The following is a 23,391-nucleotide window of genomic DNA, read 5'->3' as shown; positions in this document are numbered from 1 at the left end:
AAGTCTGTTGCTAATGTTTTCACAAATAGTTCGTGCTGATATAGATTGGCCGCAAGAGCTAACTGGCGACCTTGCTAATATTGTCGTGTATCAACCACAACCTGAAAGCCTAAATGGAAATGTATTAACGGCTCGTGCTGCTATGGCTTTAGAGGTGAAAGATAAAGAAACGCTATACGGTGTTTTTTGGTTTACGACTAACATCGATACCGATCGAAATACCGACTCTGTCACTTTTAGTGATATTAAAGTGCTAAAAGTCGGTTGGCCAGATTCGAAAGATGCAGGAGAGCAAAAATTTACTGATTTTGTTGAAGAAAAGCTGAAAGACTCAAGTTTTTCAGCTTCCTTATCAAAGTTAACCGCAAGTTTAGCAACGGCTAAACAAGTAAAGAAAAGCTTAGATAATATAAAAAATGAGCCTCCGGTCATTATTTTCAAAAACCAATTGTCGGTTTTATTAACTTATGACGGAGAGCCTATTTTTAAAAACATTGAAAATAGCCATTATCAACGTGCAATGAATACCCCTTTTGCAGTGGTTAAAGTCAATGCGAGTAAGTATTTTTTAACCAGTGGCGATTTTTGGTATCAATCCTCTAAAGCTACGGGACCATGGATTATTACTCAATATCCGCCTGACGATCTCGTTGCTATGATGCCAAAAAATGACGACGATACTAAAAGTGAGGCGTCACCCGCACCCGCTATAGTAACAGCAACCTCATCAACAGAGTTAATTGTTACTACCGGTAAACCTGAGTGGACAAGTTTAGTCGGTGGTAAGTTGTTGTATGTCAAAAATACTGAAACACCCTGGTTGCGTGAATTATCCAGTGGAGAGATGTATTTGCTGTTATCAGGTCGGTGGTTTAAAAGTAAATCAGAACAAGGCCCATGGTCATTTGTTCGTGCTGATAAATTACCGAAAAGCTTCCAAAGCATTCCGCCAGAGTCTGACATTGGAGGTTTAAGAGTGTCAGTTGCTGGAACTGATGAAGCAGAACAAGCAATACTTGATGCACAAATTCCACAAACAGCGGCGATAAAACGCGATGAAGCAAAGCTTGAGGTCAGTTACCATGGTAAACCCGAGTTTAAAAATATCAGTGGAACAGATGTCGCGTATGCAGTAAATACGGGGGCACAAGTGTTACGAATTAATAACCTTTATTATGCAGTGGATAATGGTGTGTGGTTTGTGGCAGAAAATGCCGATGGCCCTTGGCAAGTTGCCGATAATATTCCTAAAGATGAAATAGCACTTATTCCACCTAGTTCTCCCGTGTACAACTTAACCTACGTTGATATTTATGACTCGACACCTGAGATCGTTTATGTGGGTTACACGCCAGGTTATATGTGGTCTTATCCTTATTATGGTGTGCCGATTTATGGTACTGGTTGGTATTACCCTCCTTACGTTGGCGGATGGTATTATCCTCGTCCTCCTACTTGGGGGATGCATGTCGGTTATAATCCATGGACAGGTTGGAACTTTGGTGTGAGTTGGGGCGGGCCATTTTTCCGTGTTGGCGTAAGTTGGGGAGGAGGATATTATGGTCATTATCGTCCTTGTTGTGGTGGCTGGTATGGCGGTGGTTACCGCGGTGGATATCACCATACATCGATTAACGTAAATGGCAATATTAATATTGGTAATACTATTAATGTGGGGAATCGCCATGACTTGAAGCAAAATATTACTCAGCACAGAAGTCGTGATAATTTATATTCTCGTCCAGAAAATAGAGCGCGAAATGCCAAACAACATCTAGGAAAAGATAACTTTCAAAAAGCTAAAAATAGACCTAAACGAGCGAATAATATTTTTGCTGACAAAAGCGGTAAAGTCGTGAGAAGAGATGGGAACAAATGGCAAAATCGTACCAACAATACTTGGAAGAATATTCCGCAACAGCGCGATAAAAAGCTTCCTTCGAGTATTCACAAACCTAATGTGAACAGACCTTCTATCAATAAGCCTGTGCAACGACCAAGCACAAGACCATCTTTTGACCGTGGTGGCTTGAATCGAGATTTAAGGGCGCGTCAAATGGGTTCAAACCATCGCCAAATGTTGGGCGGCGGCGGAATTCGTAGGCGTTAATCATTTGCTAATTAACTGTTAATTTATTACTGTTAATTAGTCATGATAATAATGTTGATCTTCATACAAAATTTTATACAAATCATAAGCAAAAGGAATGAAAAGATGAAATTGAATACGTTAATTAATGTTAAAGCGGTAGCAGTTTGTAGTGTATTAGCACTGAGTGCTTGTAGTTCAATGGATCAACAAAAAGCGGACCCTGTATCGCCCGATGGTTTGAACTTAGTTAAAAGCACTCGCTCGACAATTGCTTATCAAAAAGAAGGCGTTAACTTTACTGATTACGATAAAATTATAATCAGTAAAAGTACTGTTGCTTTTAAGAAAAACTGGAAGCGAGATTATAATAATGATCAACCGGGTCTTTCTACTCGATTAAGAGATAAAGATGTTATTAAAATTAAAAATGACATGGCTCAATTGTTTGATGAAACTTTTTCACAAGAAATGGCTAAAGATGCCAAATTTAAAGTGGTTAATGAAGCATCAACCGGCACATTGTTGTTAAAGCCAGCCATCATAGATTTAGACGTAAATGCGCCTGATATTATGACATCAGTCAATGTAAAAAGTTATGTTCAAGATGCCGGTGAGGCAACATTGTTTATTGAAATTTACGACGCAGTCAGTGGTGAAATTTTAGCTCGTGTTGTTGACGCTGAAGAAGCCAGAGGTAGAGAACAGTTACAGTGGGCAAACCGAGTATCTAACAGACAAGACGCTAAATTTATTATTAAAAAATGGGCAAAAGCACTTCGCACAAAGTTTGACGAAGCTCAAGCCAAGTAATAATTTATTGTAATATAGTCGCCAAACATTGCTTAATGTACTGTTTGGCGATATTTTTTGTCGTTCGTTAGTAGAGCTAAATTATTAATGCCCAAAACCTTGTTAGCCCTCTTTGTCATTGTTATTAGCTTTTCTTGTTTTAACGTTTATGCCAAAGCATCTGCTAGAGCAAAAACGAATGTAGAGCGCATTGAAAACTCCCATCTGCGTGATAGTTTAATTTTACCTTATGCTTTTTCTACCGACGATTTAGGCGCTATTTTAGGTGTCGGTGTTATGGCGACAGGCTTATATCAAAAACAAATGTCTGTTGGAGCGACCGTTTTTGGTGGTGATTCCAAAGGGCTTGCTTTTGGTGTATGGGATTACCAACTATTTGACTCTGAACGTTTATTTTTCTCAAGTGTTGGGATGATTGGTAAATACCCGTTATTACGAGCATATACACCGCTTCCTCATGAATTTACGCCTACTGGTGAGCCAAGAGCTGGATCGAACGACTCTAACTTCGATGACTTTGTTGAGGCCAAAGGCAGTAATAACTGGTGGGAAGTTAAACTTGAATATGTACTGCCTTGGGGGGATGCTGCTGATAGCGCAATGAAAACCTATCATTTAGCAGGCGGCTTGGTCACAGAGCCTACAAAAGAAATAGCGTCATGGAATCCTCTAAAAAATGGTACTAGTGTATTAATAGCGCGTCAGTTTAATCGGTATCAATTATACCAAACTGATGATGGAGATCTTGATGGCGCTGTACATGCCATTGAGCTGGGCTACCTTTATGATAATACCGATTTCCCAACGAATCCTAGTCAGGGCAGCACTCAATATTTTGCATATACTTATAATCCCAAGTGGTTAGAGTCGAATAACGATTGGAGCTTTATTGAATTTGAAGCGAGTCAGTATTTTTCTTTTGGTGCAACCGACTTTGCCAAACAAAATATATTGGCACTAAACTTTTGGACAGGCTACTCACCAAGTTGGCAATTATTGTATGATGAAAATGGTAATAGTGAAGTGATAAATAATGCACCTTTTTTAGAAGGGGCAAGTTTAGGTGGTATGTACAGAATGAGAGGATTTAGGCAAAGTCGCTTTCATGATAAAGCCGCTATTTATGCCAGCGCAGAATATCGAATGACCTTAGATTACAACCCAATTGCCGATGTAAAATGGTTAAAGTTTTTGAATTTAGATTGGTTTCAAACGGTCTTTTTTGTTGAAGGGGGAAGAGTCTCACCTACTTACACTAAGAATGAGTTACTTACTGATTGGAAAAGCGATGTTGGCTTTTCAATACGGGCATTAACCGCAGGCATAGTTGTTAGGTTTGATATTGCTAAATCAAACGAAGGCACTAATATGTGGGTTATGGTTGGCCATCCTTTTTAACCCTTTAATTCATAGTAGAGTTTAATGACACAAGCAAAACTGCAGCATTTTTATATTCCTGAAGATCAATCAATTTATTTATTGAGTCATAAAGATGCTACCAAATTAAAGCGTTGGGTAGACTTGTGTCAACAGCAACTCAAACAACTAGGTTATCAACAGATTTCTTTATTAGGTAAAGGTGCTTATGGCTTTGTGTTTACAGGGGAAGATCAACAAGGCGACAATGTAGTTTTTAAGTTTTCGCGACTTAATCTCCCACAGCACGTTCAAGACAGGTTAGAAGAAGAAGCGGCTATTCAAAGCGAACTTAATCATCCGAGAATTCCTTCTGTGCTGCAGTACCATAAAATAAAGCGACAGTGCATTTTACAAATGTCTCGTGCACCAGGCATAGATTTAGAAAAACTCTCCTATCAAAAAGGTCCTTTGTCGCCTGAGCTTATTGTTGATATAGCGTTGCAATTGGCTGATATTCTTGTTTATTTGCGTAACAGTCATAATCATGAAAAAGGTAAGCCTTATATCCATGGCGATATTAAACCCTCGAATGTGGTTTACGATCCGAATAACGGCAAAGTCTACTTAATTGATTGGGGATCATCGGTTACTGCTCAATTAGATGTAAACGGACAAAGCACAACCAATAATATTATGGAGCTAATGAGTAGCGACTTGCAGCACAGTAATGCTCGGTTAGGCGATGTGTATTTTATTGGTCCTGAACAGCTTAATGGCGAGTTATCGTCGCCTCGATTTGATGAGCAGGGCTTAGCGGCGACGTTATATGCATTAGCATCTGGCCAGTCTTGTCGATATGGCTCAAAAGTTATTTCAGCCTCGTCTTTAGGATTACCTAAAGTATTAGCAAACGTTATTGATGGAATACTTAGCGATAATATTCAACGTCGACATCAGGCAGGAGATTACTTTTTTAATAATCTTTCCTATTTAAAAAACTTAGTACTTACCGATAAACCAACACATTATCCTATTGAAGCCTTAATACCCGTTTGGGTAAAACCTTATAGCGAAGAAATTGACACGGTAGTTTATGGCTCTCGTAAATCATTTTTAAGAGAGTCAACAGACAGCGACCATTTAAAAGGTGTTGATGATGTACAGCTTGAAAAGTATTATAAAAATTTTCTCATTGGCATGGGCGATAACGAAAAGGCTTTTATCGCAGCCGTCAGCCGATTAGGTAATTTTCCTGTAGTGGGAGGCCTTGCCATTCGTTGGGAGAAAGATGGTGTGTATATTGACTCTAATCTTACTTTATTTGACCAATCATTAAGAACCTCTTTTCAAAGTGCTGTTAATAATATGATTTATTTAGCACAAGGTATTTTCAGAATTGGCATGTTTAAAAGTTGCTTGTTTAACGCACGTAACACCTTGCATGTTGAGCGAAAAAAACAATCACTTCCTTTTGTTGCTAAACCTGAACAAAAAATTCCCTTTGATATTAGTGATGTACAAGAGTTAGATGATATTACTCGCTTACATTCTTATTTTGAAGATGGTAAAGATCCCGATGAGTATCTATATTTATCAGACGAACTCATGGCGGTGTTATCGCGGCTTAATTTAATTCATCATACGGGCTGTATTATCTTTGAAGTGCTTCCTAAGCATTTAAAAATTCATAGTTATTTAATGTTATTAAACCATGAAAAAGCCGATGAGTTTGCCCAATGCTTAGCTGAGATATTAACGTTATTACCGACTATTGACGGCAATGGTATTTCTGGCTTTATGAAGTTACCCTATAAAGATACTCGGTTTTTCGAACACATTAGTACACTACCTGAAAAGTATTACCCTAAAAACCCTAAGAAACAAACGTGACACCTACTCAAATAATAGGATAAATGATGAGCGATAATACTAATGACTTTGGCGAAATGGTTTGGATGGATTTAACCGTAAACAATGCTGAAAATGTAAAAGGTTTCTATCAAAAAGTAATTGGTTGGTCTGCTGAAAACGTAGCGATGAATAACGGTGAGTATAACGACTATGCAATGAGCATAGCGGGCACGAATAAAGCTGTTACTGGAATATGTCACGCTAAAGGCCCTAATGAAGACATGCCTGCTACATGGTTGCCTTATTTCTTAGTCTCTGACATTGAAGACTCAGTAAACCAGGTAATACAGCAAGGCGGTGAGCTAGTCACAGCTATTAAATTAATGGGCGCCGACAAATATGTAGTAATAAAAGATCCAGAAGGCGCTATGTGTGCTCTTTATCAAAAAGGCTAGTTGAGCTATAAGTTCAACGGCTTAATTTTTGAAATATCTTGTTGCTCGATAAAAGTATGTAAACTTTCAGCAAGCTTTTGAGTTTCATTTAACACTGTTTTCCAGTAACGAATCCTTGTTGTTGCATCGAGTTGGGTAAAGTCGGTTCTGTCAGGTATTTTTTGATAGGGCAGCGAATGAACAAATTTTGCAGAAGGGACTAATAACACCGTGTCTTGGTAATGTTTTATTTGCACTTTTCTTGCCGAGCTTTTATCAAACCATCCCGCCTTTGGTTGTGAATTAAAATGAGGGTACAGCGTTAATCCTTTACTTTCTTTTAGCGCAAAATCAAAATGATAATCAATAATCCCTCCATCGCGGTACATGCCTGCAGGTGAACCGCTAATGTTTTTAATTCCTTGCATAACTAATGGAATAGACCCAGATGCGAGTAGGGCTTGTTTAACATTCTCAGGAGTGAAATTAATATAGTGAGTCTTAAAGCAATAAGGATCTTCTATGTGAATTTGGCTTGAGGGCGCTTGGTAAACATAACGATCATACTGTAACGTTAATAATCGTCGATCTACTTTGTTTAATAAGTAACTGCTTAGTAGACCACTTGCTTGGCTTATTTTATTATCGAAACTTGTTAACCCCTTAGATTTTGCCACAATAAAATGTGCTTTCATAATAGGGTTTTCAATGATCTCTTTAATGCCACTAGTGGAGAAAACTTCATCAAGTAAACGACTTGCTTTAGTGGTTATTTCTTTAGGTTGTGCCTTTTGCGTGTATGTCGTTTCAGCATAGTGTTTAGCCAGCCGAGAAAGTGCCTCTAGCGGATTTTGTTGTGCAAAACATGCCGCACGAAATGCACCTGCTGATGAACCAATTATATTCAGCTCTGTATTTCGGTTTTTGAAAAACTCACCAAATAAATAATTATCTAAACCAAATAGCACAAACCATTTTGGGCCGCCAGAAGCGCCAAGGAAATTAGTAAATAGCTCTTGTTTAAAGCCGTGTTCTTTAATGGTTTTTAAGGCGTTTTCGCCTGCGTAAATATCGAGCATATTAAAAGTTTATCTTTTTAGTCTATTAGTAGTATGGATATGAGTATTTATCAGTGTGGGTATCTAATTTACTGTAAGTCTTTGATTAAAAATTAGGTTCTCGATAACTCGTGCCTGCATTAGGAGAGAAGAGTGTTTGATATAACCTTGTTGCATATTCATCTGTCATGCCGGCAACATAATCTGCGATGACTCTATGTTGGTTCAAGCCATCATGCTTAGCTTGTTGCCAGCGTTTTGCGGTATTACTAGGTAATAAACGCATTGGATCAGAAGATAATGCTTCAAATATTTCCATAATTATTTGTTGTCCTCGGTATTCAATGCGTTGAATACTAGTTTGCTTGATCACATACAAATAAACAAAGTCTTTAAAAATTTGAAGGGCATCGGCCATTTTTTCAGGTAAACGGGCATTGTATTTTAATAAGGGCTCTTCAAATGTGTTGCCATCTATAGCGTTGCTGTCAACTAACTCTATTGCTGTTATGAGGTAATTGACTAAGCCGCCAATCGCTTCTTTTTGCTTAAAGTGTTGTTGGCAAAATAATTTATCAGTTAGCGTTTTACTGTATTGTTGCAACCAATCATCGTCTATTGCTAATAAGCTTTTTATAACACTTTCTTCAAAGTCATTACGGTTAACAATGCCAGTGACGATTGCATCTTCTAAATCGTGAATGCCATAGGCAATATCGTCGGCAAGCTCCATAATGGAACAGTCGAGTGACTTATAACGAGTTTTATGATGCTTACCGCTATTGGTTTTTATTTGTTGAAACTGTGCTCTGTCAGCACTTGAAAGTGGCGCAAGAACCCAATCTAAAATAGCTAAATCATCACTGTAAACGCCTTTAGGAGGGTGCCAATCTCCCGCTTTAAGTTGTCGATGATTTTGTGGTTTATCAACATGTTTTTGATTGGATAATTGTTCAATAGTTTGAGGGTATTTCAATAAGCCTAATAATGAACGTCGGGTTAGATTCATACCAGCACGTTCACTAAATGGCTCTAATCGAGCAACAATTCGAAAGGTTTGTCCGTTACCTTCAAAGCCACCATGATCTCGCATCATAAAGTGTAAGGCAACTTCGCCACCATGGCCGAAGGGAGGGTGACCAATATCATGAGCTAAGCATAAGGATTCAATTAAAGTATCGTCATCAGGAAATAACTTGCTGGAGAGTGCTGAGTATTTTGAGCGTAATTGAGCCATAATACCTGAGCCTATTTGCGAGGCTTCAAGCGAGTGAGTCAGTCTGGTTCGATAAAAGTCACTTTGCCCGCTACCCATTACTTGTGTTTTTGATTGGAGTCGTCTGAATGCGGCAGAATGTAAAATTCGCGCTCTGTCTCTTTGAAATGGACTGCGGTGATCATGCTGGCGCTTAGCAACACTTTCTTGTTGACGCTCTACCCACAAATTAGTCATAACCTTCCTATTATCGTGTCACTCAGCTTTATCGGTGCTGTTTGCTCTCAAATCGTTGCTCGATTAGAACATTGATTTGAAAGCAATACTCGCTTGTTTATAACAAGACTACTCGATTATAGAATGAGTGCAAGACGTAACAAGGTTAAAAGGTTGATTTTTAGGCATTAGCAATAAAAATAGCGCGTTGTGGGGCGGGGTAACCTTCAATAGTTTTAGTTGGATCATCAGGGTCTATAAAGTCTTTAAGGGACTCTGTATCAATCCAGTCAGTTTTACGTTGTTCGTCTAAAGCGGTTATATCAGTATTAACCATACGAACATTTTTAAAACCACAGCGTTCTAACCATGCACACATTGCTGCGCCACTAGGTAAAAACCAGACGTTACGCATTTTTGCATAACGTTCGCCAGGAACCAGTACAGTATTTTCATCGCCATCGACAATGAGTGTCTCTAGTACTAACTCGCCGCCACTAACTAACTGAGATTTTAATTGGTATAAAAAGTCGATGGGGGAGCGTCTATGATATAAAACCCCCATAGCAAATACAGTATCAAATGCTTGTAATGAAGGGAGTTGTTCAACACCTAATGGTAAAAGATGAACGCTATCGTCGTTAATAAAATGCTGTATCGCATTAAATTGCATTAAAAATAACTGAGTAGGATCTATGCCAACAACAAACTTAGCGTTTGCCCCTCGCATACGCCATAAGTGATAACCACTGCCACAACCAATATCTAATACATATCGGCCATTTAAATCGCTAATGTGAGGAAGTAGTCGGTCCCATTTAAAATCACTTCGCCACTCAGTATCTATATGTAAACCATGAATATGATAAGGACCTTTGCGCCACGGTTTAAACTTTTTTAATAAGTTTTCTAAGCGTTTAAATTCACCTTGATTAATGACTCCATCTTCAACATCTTGTGCACTGCCAACAGTAACACTTTGGCTTAAATTTACCGGCGTGTTTGGCTTTGGCGTAGGGAGGGCATCAAGTGTTTTTTGCCAATGCTTGTATTCACCATGCAAGTTGTTGTTATGCCAATCGCTTAGCTGGGCCGGCAAAGTATTTAACCAATGGCTTAAACGATTGGTTGCTATTTTTTGATAAAATTTATTAAATGAGTTCATTGATACTGTCTTGTTTATTATGCGCTTAATCTCTAGGCGCTTAAATAAGTTGCTATTAAAGGCTAGTCTTTAATGGCGATAAGCGAAAAGAAATTAAAACACTGAAACCATGGCGTTACATGCGAAAATCCCGCTTGTTTTAATCGTTGCTGATGTACCTCTAAAGTATCTGTTCGCATGACATTTTCAAGTGCGGTACGTTTTTGAGCTATTTCTAATTCACTGTAGCCATTAGCGCGCTTAAAGTCATGGTGTAAGTCGGTAAGTAAATCTCGACACACTGAATCACTATCTGAGATTTTTTCTGAAATTAATAATAAACCACCAGGCTGTAAACCATCGGCTATTTTATTTATTAAGCTTTGGCGTTGATCCGGCTCTATAAATTGTAGGGTAAAATTAAGCACCACCATAGAAGCATTTTCTATCGGTTGGGTTTGCATATTCCCTTCTATAATTTTAACGGGCGTTTCACCTTTAAAGGCATTTACGTGCATTTTGCAACGCTCGACCATAGCCGAGGAATTATCAATACCAATTAACTGGCAGCCTTTTGCGGTAATTGCTTGTCGCATTGCTAATGTAGCAGCTCCTAACGAACAGCCTAAATCATACACATTGGTATTATCGGTAACAAAGCGTTGGCTTAAGCGGCCAATAGTATCAATAATGGTGTTGTAACCTGGGACTGAGCGGCTGATCATATCAGGGAACACTTCAACCACTTGCGCATCAAAGGTAAAGTCTTTTACTTGGCTATGTTTATTCGAAAAAATGACATCAGTTTTAGAAGGCGACATGGGCTAATTTCTTGTTACAGGAGGTGCTAAATATTATAACGGCTATTTTAACTGAATTATTAACTAAGGCAAACCGATGTTCACAGGTGACATTAGTAATGATTGCTTTATAATAGCGGCATTTTTACGATAACGAGCTTTTTAACACGGGTATTTACCTTTTTGTTAAGCTCTTCAAGTGACATTTCAGGACAAATATACATGCGTAGTCTTTATTGTGGTGAGGTTAATGAATCTCATATTGGCCAAGAAGTAACTCTTTGTGGTTGGGTAAACAAACGTCGTGATTTAGGAGCCGTAATTTTCCTAGATTTACGAGATCGTGAAGGTTTAGTACAAGTGGTTTATGATCCTGATTTACCAGAAGTATTAGCTATTGCAAATACTTTGCGTAATGAGTTTTGTGTACAGCTTAAAGGGATAGTACGCGCACGTCCTGAAGGACAAGTTAATAAAAAAATGGCCACAGGTGGTATTGAAGTACTTGGTTTAGAGTTAACGATATTAAATAAATCGGCGCCTTTACCGCTTGATTCTAACCAAAATAACTCGGAAGAGCAGCGATTAAAATATCGCTATCTTGATTTGCGCCGCGTAGAAATGACAGAACGTATGCGTTTTCGCGCTAAAGTTACTTCAGCAGTGCGTAGTTCATTAGAGTCTCAAGGCTTTTTAGATATTGAAACACCTATTCTTACGGCAGCAACTCCTGAAGGCGCGCGCGATTATTTAGTACCTAGCCGTACACATAAAGGTCAATTTTTTGCACTGCCGCAATCACCACAATTGTTTAAGCAATTATTAATGATGTCTGGCATGGAGCGTTACTATCAAATCGTTAAATGTTTCCGTGATGAAGATTTACGTGCTGACAGACAGCCTGAATTTACTCAAATAGATATTGAAACCTCATTTATGAGTAGCGATCAAGTGATGGAAGTAACGGAAAAAATGATCCGTGAATTATTCCAAACCATGCTTGATGTTGACTTAGGTGATTTTCCTCGCATGCCATATTCTGAAGCAATGTCTCGTTTTGGTAGCGATAAACCTGATTTACGTAACCCTTTAGAGATTGTAGATGTTGCAGATATTTTAAAAGAAGTTGAGTTTAAAGTATTTTCTGGACCTGCGAACGATGATAAAGGCCGCGTAGCTATAATTTGTGTACCTCAAGGCGCTGCTAAGTTTTCGCGTAAAGGGTTAGATGAGTTAACTAAATATGTTGGTATTTATGGCGCTAAGGGCATGCCTTGGTTAAAAGTTAATGACATAGATGCTGGCCTTGAAGGTTTACAATCGCCAATTTTAAAATTCTTAAACGAAGAACAAGCTAAAGCTATTCTTGAACGAGCTAATGCACAATCGGGCGATATTATTTTCTTCGGTGCAGATCAGTACAACGTAGTTAGTGAGTCATTAGGCGCGCTTCGTCTTAAGTTAGGTGAAGACCTTGAGTTATTACAAGGTGAGTGGAAGCCATTATGGGTAATTGACTTCCCAATGTTTGAAGAAGTTGATGGGCACTTGCATGCAATTCACCATCCATTTACTGCACCAACTAACCTTACACCAGAAGAGTTAGAAGCTAACCCTGTGGGCGCTTTATCAAATGCTTACGATATGGTGTTAAATGGTTGTGAACTGGGTGGCGGTTCTGTCCGTATCCATAATCAAGATATGCAAGCAGCCGTTTTTAGAATTCTTGGTATTAGCGATGAAGAAGCACAAGAGAAGTTTGGCTTCTTACTTGAAGCTTTACAATATGGTGCGCCGCCACATGCAGGTTTAGCTTTTGGTCTTGATCGCCTAGTAATGCTAATGACTGGAGCCAGCTCAATTCGTGATGTAATGGCTTTCCCGAAAACAACTACCGCTGCTTGTCCATTAACCAATGCACCAGGGCAAGCAAATCCTGCCCAGTTAGTGGAGTTAGGTATCGCTTGTTTACCAAAAGAAGAAAAGTCAGAAACTACTAGCGACTAACCGTATTTTAGATAGTATTCGAAATAAATGCAGTTAAAGCGAATGTTTTAACTGCATTTTTATTTTTTGTACTATGAATTTATTTCACTTCCTTTTATGCTCTGCATATCAACTATTCAGTAGTAGTAAATTATTTGTATGGCTATTATTCTCGGGATTGATCCCGGCTCTCGATTAACCGGTTACGGTGTAATTGAACAAAACGGCAGAAACTTTACCTATTTAGGCAGTGGCTGCATAAAAGCAATTTCTGCGGGTAAAGAACTAGGACCTCGTTTACAAACTATTTTTGCAGGGGTCTCGGAATTAATTATTCAATTTAAGCCTGATATGTTCGCTATAGAGCAGGTGTTTATGGCTAAAAACCCAGATTCTGCATTAAAACTAGGTCAAGCGAGGGGAGCAGCCATTGTTGCTGCAACTAATAATGGCTTAACCATTGCAGAATACTCCGCCAGACAAATTAAACAGTCTGTTGTAGGAACTGGTGCTGCTGATAAAAGCCAAGTACAGCACATGGTAAAGTCAATTTTAAAACTACCTGCCAGCCCACAAGAAGATGCCGCTGATGCATTAGCTGTTGCACTTTGTCATGGTCATAGCCATGAATATCTAGCTAAAATGTCAGGGCAGGTAAGCAAAGTGGTTCGTTCTAGACTCCGCTAATATAATTCTTGTAGTACTTTACTGTATATATATCTAGTGATATTCTGGCGCTATTAACGTATAAATAGGTAAATTAATGTGATTGGTCGTTTACGTGGTCTGTTATTAGAAAAAGTTGCTCCTGAAATATTAATAGAATGCTCGGGCGTTGGTTATGAAGTTACCATGCCAATGACAAGTATCTATGCTTTACCTGAAGTTAATCAAGAAGCCATTGTTTATACGCATTTTGTGGTGCGAGAAGACGCGCAACTCCTGTATGGTTTTGCTAATAAAGTTGAACGTAAACTCTTTAGAATTTTATTAAAAGTTAATGGCGTTGGCCCCAAATTAGGTTTGGCTATATTGTCAGGTATGTCGGCGGATCAATTTGTCAGTTGTGTAGTGCATAACGATTTAGCGACCATAGTTAAAATTCCAGGGGTAGGTAAAAAAACGGCTGAACGATTATTAATTGAAATGCGTGACCGATTAAAAGACTGGCAAAGTGATAATTCAACGCTAGCTATAGGTGACTCGACAGTTGTAGCACACCATAGTCTTAATGTGATTAATGATGAAAAAGGCGATGCCTTAAATGCACTTGTATCATTAGGTTATACACAAGGACAGGCAGATAAAGCGGTAAAATCAGTTTATAGTAGCGATATGAAGAGTGAAGATATAATTCGCTTAGCATTAAAATCGATGCTTTAACGGTAATAGTTAGTGTAAAGGGTACATAATGATAGAAGCGGATCGCTTAGTAAAATCAGTTGAAACTTTAGAAGATGAGCCGATAGATCGTGCTATTCGCCCTAAGTTATTAACAGACTACACAGGGCAAAGTCATGTTAAGTCCCAAATGGAAATATTTATTCCTGCTGCCAAAAAACGAAATGAACCACTTGATCATTTACTCATTTTTGGTCCTCCAGGTTTAGGAAAAACAACATTAGCAAATATTGTCGCTAACGAAATGGGGGTAAGTATTCGTACGACTTCTGGCCCTGTATTAGAAAAAGCAGGGGACTTAGCTGCGTTATTAACAAATTTAGAAGAGAATGATGTGTTATTTATCGATGAAATTCATCGATTAAGCCCTATTGTTGAAGAAATTTTATATCCTGCAATGGAAGATTATCAATTAGATATCATGATTGGAGAGGGGCCTGCAGCTCGTTCAATTAAATTAGATCTACCTCCTTTTACTCTTATTGGTGCAACGACACGCGCAGGGGCCTTAACTTCGCCTTTACGGGACCGATTTGGCATTGTACAACGCCTAGAGTTTTATAATGTAAACGACCTTACCGACATTGTGACGCGTTCGGCGAATTTTTTAAACTTAACAATCGATCACCTTGGTGCACTTGAAGTGGCCAAACGATCGCGTGGCACACCTCGTATTGCAAATCGTTTGTTAAGACGTGTGCGAGATTATGCCGACGTTAAAACCCAAGGTGTTGTAAATGAAAGTACCGCTGCTTTAGCATTAGAAATGTTAGAGGTGGACAATCAAGGTTTTGATATAATGGATCGCAAATTACTCAATGCTATTATTGATAAATTTAAAGGCGGCCCTGTTGGGTTAGACAATGTTGCCGCAGCTATTGGTGAAGAGCGAGAAACCATAGAAGATGTTATTGAGCCTTTTCTTATTCAACAAGGTTTTTTACAAAGAACACCAAGAGGAAGAATTGCGACTGATCGTGCCTATCAACATTTTGGCTTAATACGAGACAATACTGAGTAAAGGTGATTAACCTAAACTCGGTTTAGATATAATTAACAATTTGAAAAGTAACCTAACAGTTAGCCGAGCTAAGGTTAGTTACTTTTAGTTTGCTTAAATTATATTGAATTAATACTATGGCTTCATAAATTTAAGACAAAAAAAAGCCCGCAAACAAAGTGCGGGCCAACTTAAAAAGTTGAAATAGGAAGTTAAATATTCCAATAAACATGTCAGAGAGAAAAGATAAATCTATAATAGAAATTACCGTTTCAAGTTGTCTGGCTAATGAATTAACTACTAGGGAAGGTTGTTAAATCACTGCGCTAGCTCAGAGAACAAGCGTATATTAATCACTAAATAATAGAATAACAAACAAAATAAATTAATGATAAAGCATTAGAAAAACTAATGGATAGCTTTGTATTAAGTCCTCTCAAACCTTAAACTGCATAAATAACTAAAAACGTCTTGTTTTTATCGAGTTTTCGTTTAAAAATCTGCATAAATATTCCTGTGGAATATACCCTGATTTGCTATGTTTTTAACGATAAACTTGGTTTTTTTATTCAAAAAAAATTTTTATACCGAATTATTAATTATTTATTTACAATTTTATACTAATCAATTGGTCCACCCCCTTGTGAAATTCATCCAATATCTATTACTATAGGTATCTTAAATAATTATATACACTAGTTTTCGTAATTTTATGCTTTCACCATGTCATCAATATCCAGTGCGCGTTTTTTATGAAGACACTGATGCAGGTGGTATTGTTTATTATGCTAATTACTTAAAGTTTTTTGAACGTGGAAGAACAGAGTGGCTCAGAGAGTTAGGCATAAATCAGTCAACTCTTTTAGAACAAAATATCGGTTTTGTGGTCTCAAAGGTTGAAATGGATAATGTTGCATCTGCAAAACTGGATGATTTACTTAGTGTTAATACAGAAATATCTCACCTAAAAGCGGCGAGTCTTGTTTTTTCTCAGAAAATCACCAACCAACATCAGCAATTACTAGCGACCTTAATCGTTCGTGTTGCTTGTATAAAATCGCATGAGGGAAAGCCTTGTGGTATACCCAAAGAGTTATTAGGAGTATTTAAACGTGTCAGCTGAATTTTCGGTTTTTGAATTAGTTTTACATGCCAGTTTACTGGTTAAGTTTGTTATGCTGACCTTATTAGGTTTCTCTATTGTTAGTTGGAGTATGATTTTTCAACGCCAAAAGGCAATTAAGGCTGCACAGCTACAATTAAAATCTTTTGAAGATAAATTTTGGAGCGGAGCCGATTTAAGTAAACTTTATAGTGAAGTGTCAGCTAAAGGGCATGCAACTGGAATCGAAAGTTTATTTGTTGCTGGCTTTAAAGAATTTGCTCGCCTAAGAAAATCTAATATGGATACCCCACAATCAGTAGTTGATGGTACACACCGCGCTATGCGAGTGTCTCTTTCTCGTGAAGTTGATGAGTTAGAAACTCATTTAACTTTTATGGCTACTGTTGGCTCGATTAGCCCTTATATCGGTTTGTTTGGTACTGTTTGGGGGATCATGAATTCTTTTATTGGTCTTGGCGCTGTTCAACAAGCCACTTTAGCCTCTGTTGCTCCAGGTATTGCTGAGGCACTTATTGCAACTGCAATGGGGTTGTTCGCAGCCATTCCAGCGGTAATGGCATTTAACCGATTTACTCATCATGTTGAAAAAATTGAAAATAACTACATCAATTTCATTGATGAATTTTCAAGTATTTTACAACGCCAATCCGCTGCAGAACAAAAAGTTTAATTTTGCTAATAGACTTTCTGTAAAGGGATGAGGAGCTAAAATGTACACGCGCGTTAAAAAAAAGAAGGTAGCAGAAATAAATGTAGTGCCATACATCGATGTTATGTTGGTACTGCTTATTATTTTTATGGTGACGGCCCCATTAGTCACTCAAGGGGTTAAAGTTGACTTACCAAAAGCAGACTCTGAAGCTTTAGATCAAGACAGCAAGCCCCCTCTGGTAGCATCTGTTGATGTAGATGGTAATTATTATCTTGCTGTTGGCACAAGTAAAAACGAACCAATGTCAGCAGACGAAGTGGCAGAGCTAGTACGAGCCCATTTAACTGTTGAGCCTGATACACCTGTTGTGGTCAACGCCGATGGCGCGGTATCTTATGATGCGGTTATCCAATTAATGGTTTTACTCCAAAAAAATGCTGGGGTTCCATCCGTAGGTTTAATGACAGATATGCCGGAGAAGTAATCAGTGAATAAGAAGTATCAGCCACTCATTTTAAGTTTTGGTTTACATCTTGGATTAATCGCTATCTTAATGTTGGGGGACTTTACCTCGACACCTAAACCTATGCCTGAAGTTTCTCAGGTAACACCTATTCAAGCCGTTGTGGTGGATCAAGCAAAGGTTGATAATCAGGTAAAGAAGCTTAAAAAACAAAAAGCTGATGCCGAAGCAGCAGAGAAAAAACGAATTAGAGATGCTGAGCGAAAGTTAGAAAATGCCAAGAAAAAACGCTTAAAAGAAGAAGCGCGCATTAAAGATCTAGAACGACAACGAAAAAAGAAAATTCAAGAAAAGAAAAAAGCGGATGACGCGGCTAAAAAGGCTAAAGCTAAAGCAGTTGCAGCAGAGAAAGCACATAAGAAAAAAATAGCGGAACAAAAGAAAGCGGAAGAAGTTGCAGCTGCAGCAAAAGCTAAACGCATTAAAGAAGAAATTGCAGCGAAAAAATTAGCAGAGAAAAAAGCCGCTGAAAAACGCAGAAAAGCAGAGGCTGAGAAAAAGCGTAAAGAGAAAGAAGCTAAAGAAAGAGCTGCACAAGATGCGTTATTACAAGAGCAATTAGCAGAAGAAATGGCAGGCAGAGCACAAGCAAGACAACAACAGCTTATGTCTGAAATTAATCGCTTTACAGCATTGATTATTCAAACAATACAACGTAATTTAATAACAGATCGCAGCACTATGGAAGGTAAGTCTTGTAAATTAACTATCAGTCTTGCACCATCGGGCTTTGTGACTAATGTTGTTATTGGTCAAGGAGATCGTATTGTTTGTGATGCGGCGCAAAATGCAATTTATAAAGCCGGTACATTACCTGTATCTAAAGATCCTGAGGTTTTCAGGGAAATGCGTAAAATTAGTGTCACGGTAATCCCAGAGTTTTAATCTGTTTGCGACTTTTATTAACAAGACGAGTAACAAACACAATACTTAATATTTAATGCAGAAGTGAATAAATGAAATTTTTACGACAAATAGCCTTTTTCTTAACACTTGTTTCTCTTACTAGCACTCAAGCAATGGCTGCTTTAGAAATTGTAATTACTGGTGGGGTGGACAGTGCACGACCCATTGCGGTACTTCCATTTAAGTGGACAGGTGTCGGCCCTGAGCCATCAAAACTGTCTTCTGTTATTAGTGCCGATTTATTAAGAAGCGGTAAATTCAGCCCTATTTCAGCAATGAATTACCCGCAAACTCCATCAAACGATAAAGAAGTAGATTACGCTGCATGGGCTGGTAAAGGCGTTGAAGCAATTGTAGTGGGGGAGATTAAGCCAACTTCTACAGGTCGTTATCAAGTTAATTATCAATTAATTGATGTTATTCGTGGTCAAGTGACTGGCGGACAAACGCAAATGTTAAGTAACGGAGCATTAGTTAATAGCAGTGATCATATCTTAGATGAAAGCAGCGTAGAAATAAGTGAAAAACAATTTCGTCGCTACGGTCACCGAATTAGTAATGTTGTCTATGAAAAATTAACGGGCGAAAAAGGTGCTTTTTTAACAAAAATTGCTTATGTTATTGTTCGAGATAGTGGTAATCATCCTTATCAGCTAGTTATTGCTGATTACGATGGTTTTAACGAACATGTATTATTAAGCTCTAATGAACCTATTATGTCGCCGTCTTGGCATCCAAACGGTGAAATGTTAGCGTATGTAAGTTTTGAAAATAATCAGCAGCAAATTTATAGCATTGATATTTATACAGGCCAACGTCAGCTTCTCAGTAATTATAAGGGCATTAATAGTTCGCCAAGCTGGTCTCCTGATGGTAAAAAGGTGGCGCTTGTATTGTCTAAAGACGGCAATCCAGAGTTGTATGTACTTAATGTTGCTAGTAAAAAATTAAGACGAATTACCCGCCACAGAGCAATAGATACAGAGGCAAGCTGGACACCAGATGGTCGTTCATTAGTATTTAGTTCAGAACGGGGTGGAAAACCTCAGATTTATCGCGTAAATTTACTCGATGGTAAAGTTAGACGCTTAACTTTTGATGGTGAAATGAATTTAGGTGGTTCATTATCACCAGATGGTCGTCAACTTGTGATGGTCAATCGAACAAGAGGCGCGTATCATTTGGCAAAACAAGAATTAGACACAGGTCTATTTCAAGTCTTAACTAAAGATACTCGGCTAGATGAATCACCTAGTATTGCACCTAACGGTGGAATGATTATTTATAGTACCTTGTATAATAATCGCAATGTACTAAGTTTAGTTTCAGTTGATGGTCGATTTAAGGCGAGATTACCGGCAGTAAATGGTCAGGTAAAATCACCCGCATGGTCGCCGTTTTTATAAAGAATAATAATTAATTTACTTTTGTATAAGGAAAATAAAATGCGCTTTAATAAAATAGTAAAAAGTTTAGCCGTAGCTCTACCAATCTTAGTATTGTCTGCTTGTAGTTCAAATTCAGACAGCGATGAGCAAAGCCAAGTAGACAGCAATGCTCAAATGACTGCCGAGCAAAATGCACAAGCAGAAGCAGAGCGTGTAAAAGTTGCAGCAATGCAAAAAGAAGCTGAAATTGAAGAGAAAAAACGTCAAGAACTAGAGAGACTTCGTTCTGAACATATCATCTACTTTGACTTTGATGTATCAAATGTAAGTGGTCAATTCTCTGCATTATTAGATGCTCATGCAGCTTTCTTAAATGAAAACACAGGTGTTAACGTATTAGTAGAAGGTCATGCTGATGAGCGTGGTACGCCAGAGTACAACATTGCCTTAGGTGAGCGTCGTGCAAAAGCAGTAGTTACTTACTTACAAAACATGGGTGTTTCTCCAAGTCAAATTACTACAGTAAGCTACGGCGAAGAAAAGCCAATGGTTACAGATCGTAGCGAAGCTGCATTCGCTAAAAACCGTCGTGCTGTTTTAGTTTACTAATCTGGATTAATAATGAAACTGAACAAAGTTTTATTAGGGATTGCTTTTGCTGCTAATACATTTTCTGTATTAGCAGCAGATTCTGCACCTGTTTATGATCTTAATTCGAAAGCTGGCTCTATGAGCTATGCGGATCAAGCGAAAGAGATCAAAAATTTATCCCGTCAACTCGATGCACGTAACCGAGCACAAATAGCCCTTCAACAGCAAGTTGATGAGTTACAAACCGAAGTTAATAATTTGCGCGGTGTTACTGAGCTACATACACACCAGTTAAGCCAAGTATTAGAGCGTCAACGCGAACTCTATCAAGAACTTGATCGTAGAGTTAATGAAGCCTTAAAAGCGACACCTGCAACGACAGCTTACCAACAACCAAACACTGATAATCAAGTTAACTACAGTAACAACCTTACTGAAAATGAAGCTTATGATCGTGCGGTAAATTTGGTACTAAAAGATAAGCTTTACGAAAAAGCGATTGTTGAATTTCGCCAATTTAACCAAAAATATCCCAAATCGACTTATGCAGCAAATTCGCATTATTGGTTAGGGCAGTTATTGTTTAATAAAGGTGAATTAGCTGAAGCAGAAAAAGAGTTTACTGTTGTGGTAACGCAATTTACTGACTCTTCAAAAAGACCAGACTCATTGCTTAAATTAGCAATGGTTGCTCAAAAGCAGAACAGTAAAACGAAGGCTATTACTTTATATCGACAACTCATTAAAGAATATCCGAGTTCTACAGCTGCTCAATTGGCAAAACCGCGTTTAGATAGTTTAACGTAATACTCCTGAAAATTTAATTTTTTGACGCTATATTTTGATTGTTAATCTAGCGCTTTGCTGTCTTTTTGTTCGAACAGTAAAGAAAGCGTAAAAAAACTGAAATTTATGGTTGCACTTAAAAAAATTATGAGTATTATATGCGGCGCGTTCAAGGCACCATGTTGAACGCAATGTCGGCCGTTAGCTCAGTTGGTAGAGCAGTTGGCTTTTAACCAATTTGTCGAAGGTTCAAATCCTTCACGGCCGACCACTTTTATTTTTATTTTCAATAAGTAAAGTTAAAAGTATTTGTACACATTAAATAAAATCTTGAAACGGCCGTTAGCTCAGTTGGTAGAGCAGTTGGCTTTTAACCAATTTGTCGAAGGTTCAAATCCTTCACGGCCGACCACTTCAAGAGATATATTTACTACTTATGTTACGCATAAGATAAAACTAGAACGGCCGTTAGCTCAGTTGGTAGAGCAGTTGGCTTTTAACCAATTTGTCGAAGGTTCAAATCCTTCACGGCCGACCACTCTAGTTTAAAATTATCACCAAGCTTAAATTATCAAAACTCTTTAATTAGTAAGCCAAAGGCTTTAAACCGTTTAATCATACTCAGTCGAAGGTTCAAATCCTTCACGGCCGACCACTCTAGTTTAAAATTACCACCAAGCTTAAATTACCACCCAGCTTAAATTATCAAAACTCTTTAATTAGTAAGCCAAAGGCTTTTACCGTTTATTTACATATTTTTGTTATGGCATTCTATAGTACACATTTACTTGGCTTTATCTTATAATTGTCTCGTTTAAAATCGAGTCAAAATAATAGAGATTAGTAATGAGCCAAACCAATGTAGCTGTTGAGTTGGATTTTCAATACCCTGAAAAGCCAGCACCTTTAAATAATGATGAACGAGCAGAATATAAAGCAAAAATAAAGCAATTGCTTAAAGAAAAAAATGCCGTTTTAGTTGCTCATTATTATACTGATCCTGAAATTCAAGCATTAGCTGAAGAAACAGGTGGTTGTGTCGCTGACTCTCTTGAAATGGCGAGATTTGGTGCTCAGCACAATGCTGAAACACTAATTGTTGCTGGTGTTAAATTTATGGGTGAAACCGCAAAAATATTAACGCCAGAAAAAACTGTACTCATGCCAGAATTAGAAGCAACCTGTTCATTAGATTTAGGCTGCCCAATTGAAGAATTCTCAGCTTTTTGTGATCAACATCCCGATCATACGGTTGTGGTATATGCAAATACTTCAGCAGCGGTTAAGGCAAGAGCTGATTGGGTGGTAACATCAAGCATCGCTCTTGAAATTGTTGAAATGTTAGAAAGCGAGGGCAAACCTATTATTTGGGGGCCTGACCGTCATTTAGGTGCCTATATAGAAAAAGAAACTGGTGCAGAAATGCTAATGTGGCAGGGTGCTTGTATTGTACATGATGAATTTAAAGCACAAGCGTTACGCGATTTAAAAGTACAATTTCCAGAAGCTGGTGTGCTTGTTCATCCAGAGTCACCTGCGAATGTTATCGAGCTTGCTGACGCTGTAGGCTCTACTAGCCAATTAATTAAAGCAAGCCAAGAAATGCCCAACCAGCATTTTATAGTTGCCACAGATCAAGGCATTTTCTATAAAATGGAGCAAGCTAGCCCCAACAAAACATTTATAGCTGCGCCAACAGGTGGCAGTGGTGCAACTTGTAAAAGTTGTGCAAATTGCCCGTGGATGGCTATGAATGGCCTTAAATCAATTGTAGCTGCACTAGAGAGCCCTGTAGGTCGTGAAATCGAAGTAGATGCAGCTTTAGCGCAAAAAGCGTTAATTCCTCTTAATAGAATGCTTAACTTTGCTGCAGAGAATAAGCTGAAAGTTAAAGGGAATGCATAATTTACCCTGAGTTTATTGTTGAAATGCTTAAATTGTTTGAATTATCGACTAATCAGGCATTTATTCATATAAAGTCATAAATTAGCCTTGCACCTGCGAGGCTTTTTTTCTACCATAGCGCAGCTTCTAGCGAGCTAGTAGTTTTTT

General features: G+C 38.2%; 21 protein-coding genes and 3 tRNA genes. 20 read left to right on the top strand and 4 right to left on the bottom strand.

Annotated features, from left to right (window positions below; genetic code table 11):
* Positions 1-13 precede the first annotated feature (13 nt).
* The 5 genes from AC27G3_RS03205 (at position 14) to AC27G3_RS03185 (ending at position 6,567) form a co-directional block, all read left to right on the top strand.
* Positions 14-2,110: a carbohydrate-binding family V/XII gene (locus tag AC27G3_RS03205; RefSeq protein ID WP_487118736.1), complete on the top strand. Its 2,097-nt coding sequence runs from the start codon at positions 14-16 to the stop codon at positions 2,108-2,110.
* A gap of 105 nt (positions 2,111-2,215) precedes the next feature.
* The gene (locus tag AC27G3_RS03200; RefSeq protein WP_487118735.1) at positions 2,216-2,902 is read left to right on the top strand and encodes a DUF3313 family protein; all 687 of its coding nucleotides are present in this window, start codon (positions 2,216-2,218) and stop codon (positions 2,900-2,902) included.
* Between the two features lie 57 nt (positions 2,903-2,959).
* The gene (locus AC27G3_RS03195) at positions 2,960-4,300 is read left to right on the top strand and encodes a BamA/TamA family outer membrane protein (RefSeq protein WP_487118733.1); all 1,341 of its coding nucleotides are present in this window, start codon (positions 2,960-2,962) and stop codon (positions 4,298-4,300) included.
* A 24-nt stretch (positions 4,301-4,324) separates the two neighbouring features.
* Positions 4,325-6,151 carry a protein kinase domain-containing protein gene (locus AC27G3_RS03190; protein ID WP_487118731.1) on the top strand — a complete coding sequence of 609 codons (1,827 nt, stop codon included), beginning with the start codon at positions 4,325-4,327 and terminating at the stop codon, positions 6,149-6,151.
* 26 nt (positions 6,152-6,177) lie between these two features.
* A complete protein-coding gene (locus AC27G3_RS03185) occupies positions 6,178-6,567 on the top strand; it encodes a VOC family protein (RefSeq protein WP_487118729.1) in 390 nt (129 codons plus the stop codon).
* 5 nt (positions 6,568-6,572) lie between these two features.
* Here AC27G3_RS03185 and AC27G3_RS03180 read toward each other — a convergent pair whose 3' ends face one another.
* The 4 genes from AC27G3_RS03180 to cmoA all read right to left on the bottom strand — a co-directional run bounded on the left by AC27G3_RS03180 (position 6,573) and on the right by cmoA (position 11,001).
* Positions 6,573-7,625: a patatin-like phospholipase family protein gene (locus tag AC27G3_RS03180; protein ID WP_487118728.1), complete on the bottom strand. Its 1,053-nt coding sequence runs from the start codon at positions 7,623-7,625 to the stop codon at positions 6,573-6,575.
* An 85-nt stretch (positions 7,626-7,710) separates the two neighbouring features.
* Positions 7,711-9,057 carry an anti-phage deoxyguanosine triphosphatase gene (locus tag AC27G3_RS03175; protein ID WP_487118726.1) on the bottom strand — a complete coding sequence of 449 codons (1,347 nt, stop codon included), beginning with the start codon at positions 9,055-9,057 and terminating at the stop codon, positions 7,711-7,713.
* A gap of 160 nt (positions 9,058-9,217) precedes the next feature.
* Positions 9,218-10,201, bottom strand: a complete 984-nt coding sequence (cmoB, locus tag AC27G3_RS03170; protein WP_487118724.1) for a tRNA 5-methoxyuridine(34)/uridine 5-oxyacetic acid(34) synthase CmoB — start codon at positions 10,199-10,201, stop codon at positions 9,218-9,220.
* A gap of 62 nt (positions 10,202-10,263) precedes the next feature.
* Positions 10,264-11,001, bottom strand: coding sequence for a carboxy-S-adenosyl-L-methionine synthase CmoA (gene cmoA / locus AC27G3_RS03165; protein WP_487118722.1), 738 nt, complete (start codon positions 10,999-11,001; stop codon positions 10,264-10,266).
* 201 nt (positions 11,002-11,202) lie between these two features.
* On the opposite strand from cmoA, the gene aspS reads away from it, so the two are divergent.
* The 15 genes from aspS (at position 11,203) to nadA (ending at position 23,244) form a co-directional block, all read left to right on the top strand.
* A complete protein-coding gene (aspS, locus tag AC27G3_RS03160) occupies positions 11,203-12,987 on the top strand; it encodes an aspartate--tRNA ligase (protein ID WP_487118720.1) in 1,785 nt (594 codons plus the stop codon).
* 138 nt (positions 12,988-13,125) lie between these two features.
* Positions 13,126-13,653: a crossover junction endodeoxyribonuclease RuvC gene (gene ruvC / locus AC27G3_RS03155; protein WP_487118718.1), complete on the top strand. Its 528-nt coding sequence runs from the start codon at positions 13,126-13,128 to the stop codon at positions 13,651-13,653.
* 78 nt (positions 13,654-13,731) lie between these two features.
* Positions 13,732-14,349 (top strand): Holliday junction branch migration protein RuvA, encoded by a 618-nt coding sequence (gene ruvA / locus AC27G3_RS03150; RefSeq protein WP_487118716.1) that lies wholly within the window; start codon positions 13,732-13,734, stop codon positions 14,347-14,349.
* Between the two features lie 28 nt (positions 14,350-14,377).
* Entirely contained in the window at positions 14,378-15,388 is a 1,011-nt protein-coding gene (gene ruvB, locus AC27G3_RS03145) for a Holliday junction branch migration DNA helicase RuvB (protein ID WP_487118714.1), read from the top strand.
* Between the two features lie 691 nt (positions 15,389-16,079).
* On the top strand, positions 16,080-16,490 hold the full coding sequence (gene ybgC, locus AC27G3_RS03140; RefSeq protein WP_487118712.1) for a tol-pal system-associated acyl-CoA thioesterase: 411 nt from the start codon (positions 16,080-16,082) through the stop codon (positions 16,488-16,490).
* The gene (gene tolQ / locus AC27G3_RS03135; RefSeq protein WP_487118710.1) at positions 16,480-17,163 is read left to right on the top strand and encodes a protein TolQ; all 684 of its coding nucleotides are present in this window, start codon (positions 16,480-16,482) and stop codon (positions 17,161-17,163) included. The genes ybgC and tolQ overlap by 11 nt, the downstream gene beginning before the upstream one ends.
* Before the next feature lie 40 nt (positions 17,164-17,203).
* Positions 17,204-17,629, top strand: a complete 426-nt coding sequence (gene tolR / locus AC27G3_RS03130) for a protein TolR (RefSeq protein ID WP_487118708.1) — start codon at positions 17,204-17,206, stop codon at positions 17,627-17,629.
* A gap of 3 nt (positions 17,630-17,632) precedes the next feature.
* Positions 17,633-18,553 carry a cell envelope integrity protein TolA gene (tolA, locus tag AC27G3_RS03125; protein ID WP_487118706.1) on the top strand — a complete coding sequence of 307 codons (921 nt, stop codon included), beginning with the start codon at positions 17,633-17,635 and terminating at the stop codon, positions 18,551-18,553.
* A 71-nt stretch (positions 18,554-18,624) separates the two neighbouring features.
* On the top strand, positions 18,625-19,980 hold the full coding sequence (gene tolB, locus AC27G3_RS03120) for a Tol-Pal system beta propeller repeat protein TolB (protein WP_487118705.1): 1,356 nt from the start codon (positions 18,625-18,627) through the stop codon (positions 19,978-19,980).
* A gap of 39 nt (positions 19,981-20,019) precedes the next feature.
* The gene (gene pal, locus AC27G3_RS03115) at positions 20,020-20,571 is read left to right on the top strand and encodes a peptidoglycan-associated lipoprotein Pal (RefSeq protein ID WP_487118703.1); all 552 of its coding nucleotides are present in this window, start codon (positions 20,020-20,022) and stop codon (positions 20,569-20,571) included.
* Between the two features lie 12 nt (positions 20,572-20,583).
* Positions 20,584-21,360 carry a tol-pal system protein YbgF gene (gene ybgF, locus AC27G3_RS03110; RefSeq protein WP_487118701.1) on the top strand — a complete coding sequence of 259 codons (777 nt, stop codon included), beginning with the start codon at positions 20,584-20,586 and terminating at the stop codon, positions 21,358-21,360.
* A gap of 174 nt (positions 21,361-21,534) precedes the next feature.
* Positions 21,535-21,610: transfer RNA gene (locus tag AC27G3_RS03105), tRNA-Lys, on the top strand.
* A gap of 65 nt (positions 21,611-21,675) precedes the next feature.
* Positions 21,676-21,751, top strand: a tRNA-Lys gene (locus AC27G3_RS03100).
* Between the two features lie 50 nt (positions 21,752-21,801).
* Positions 21,802-21,877 (top strand) — tRNA-Lys (locus AC27G3_RS03095).
* Between the two features lie 308 nt (positions 21,878-22,185).
* A complete protein-coding gene (nadA, locus tag AC27G3_RS03090) occupies positions 22,186-23,244 on the top strand; it encodes a quinolinate synthase NadA (protein ID WP_487118699.1) in 1,059 nt (352 codons plus the stop codon).
* The last annotated feature ends 147 nt before the right edge of the window (positions 23,245-23,391 follow it).

Source organism: Colwellia sp. SU-HH01217, from assembly GCF_057543495.1.
The sequence above is the reverse complement of the archived record's forward strand: the minus strand, read 5'-3'. Positions and strand labels throughout refer to the sequence as shown.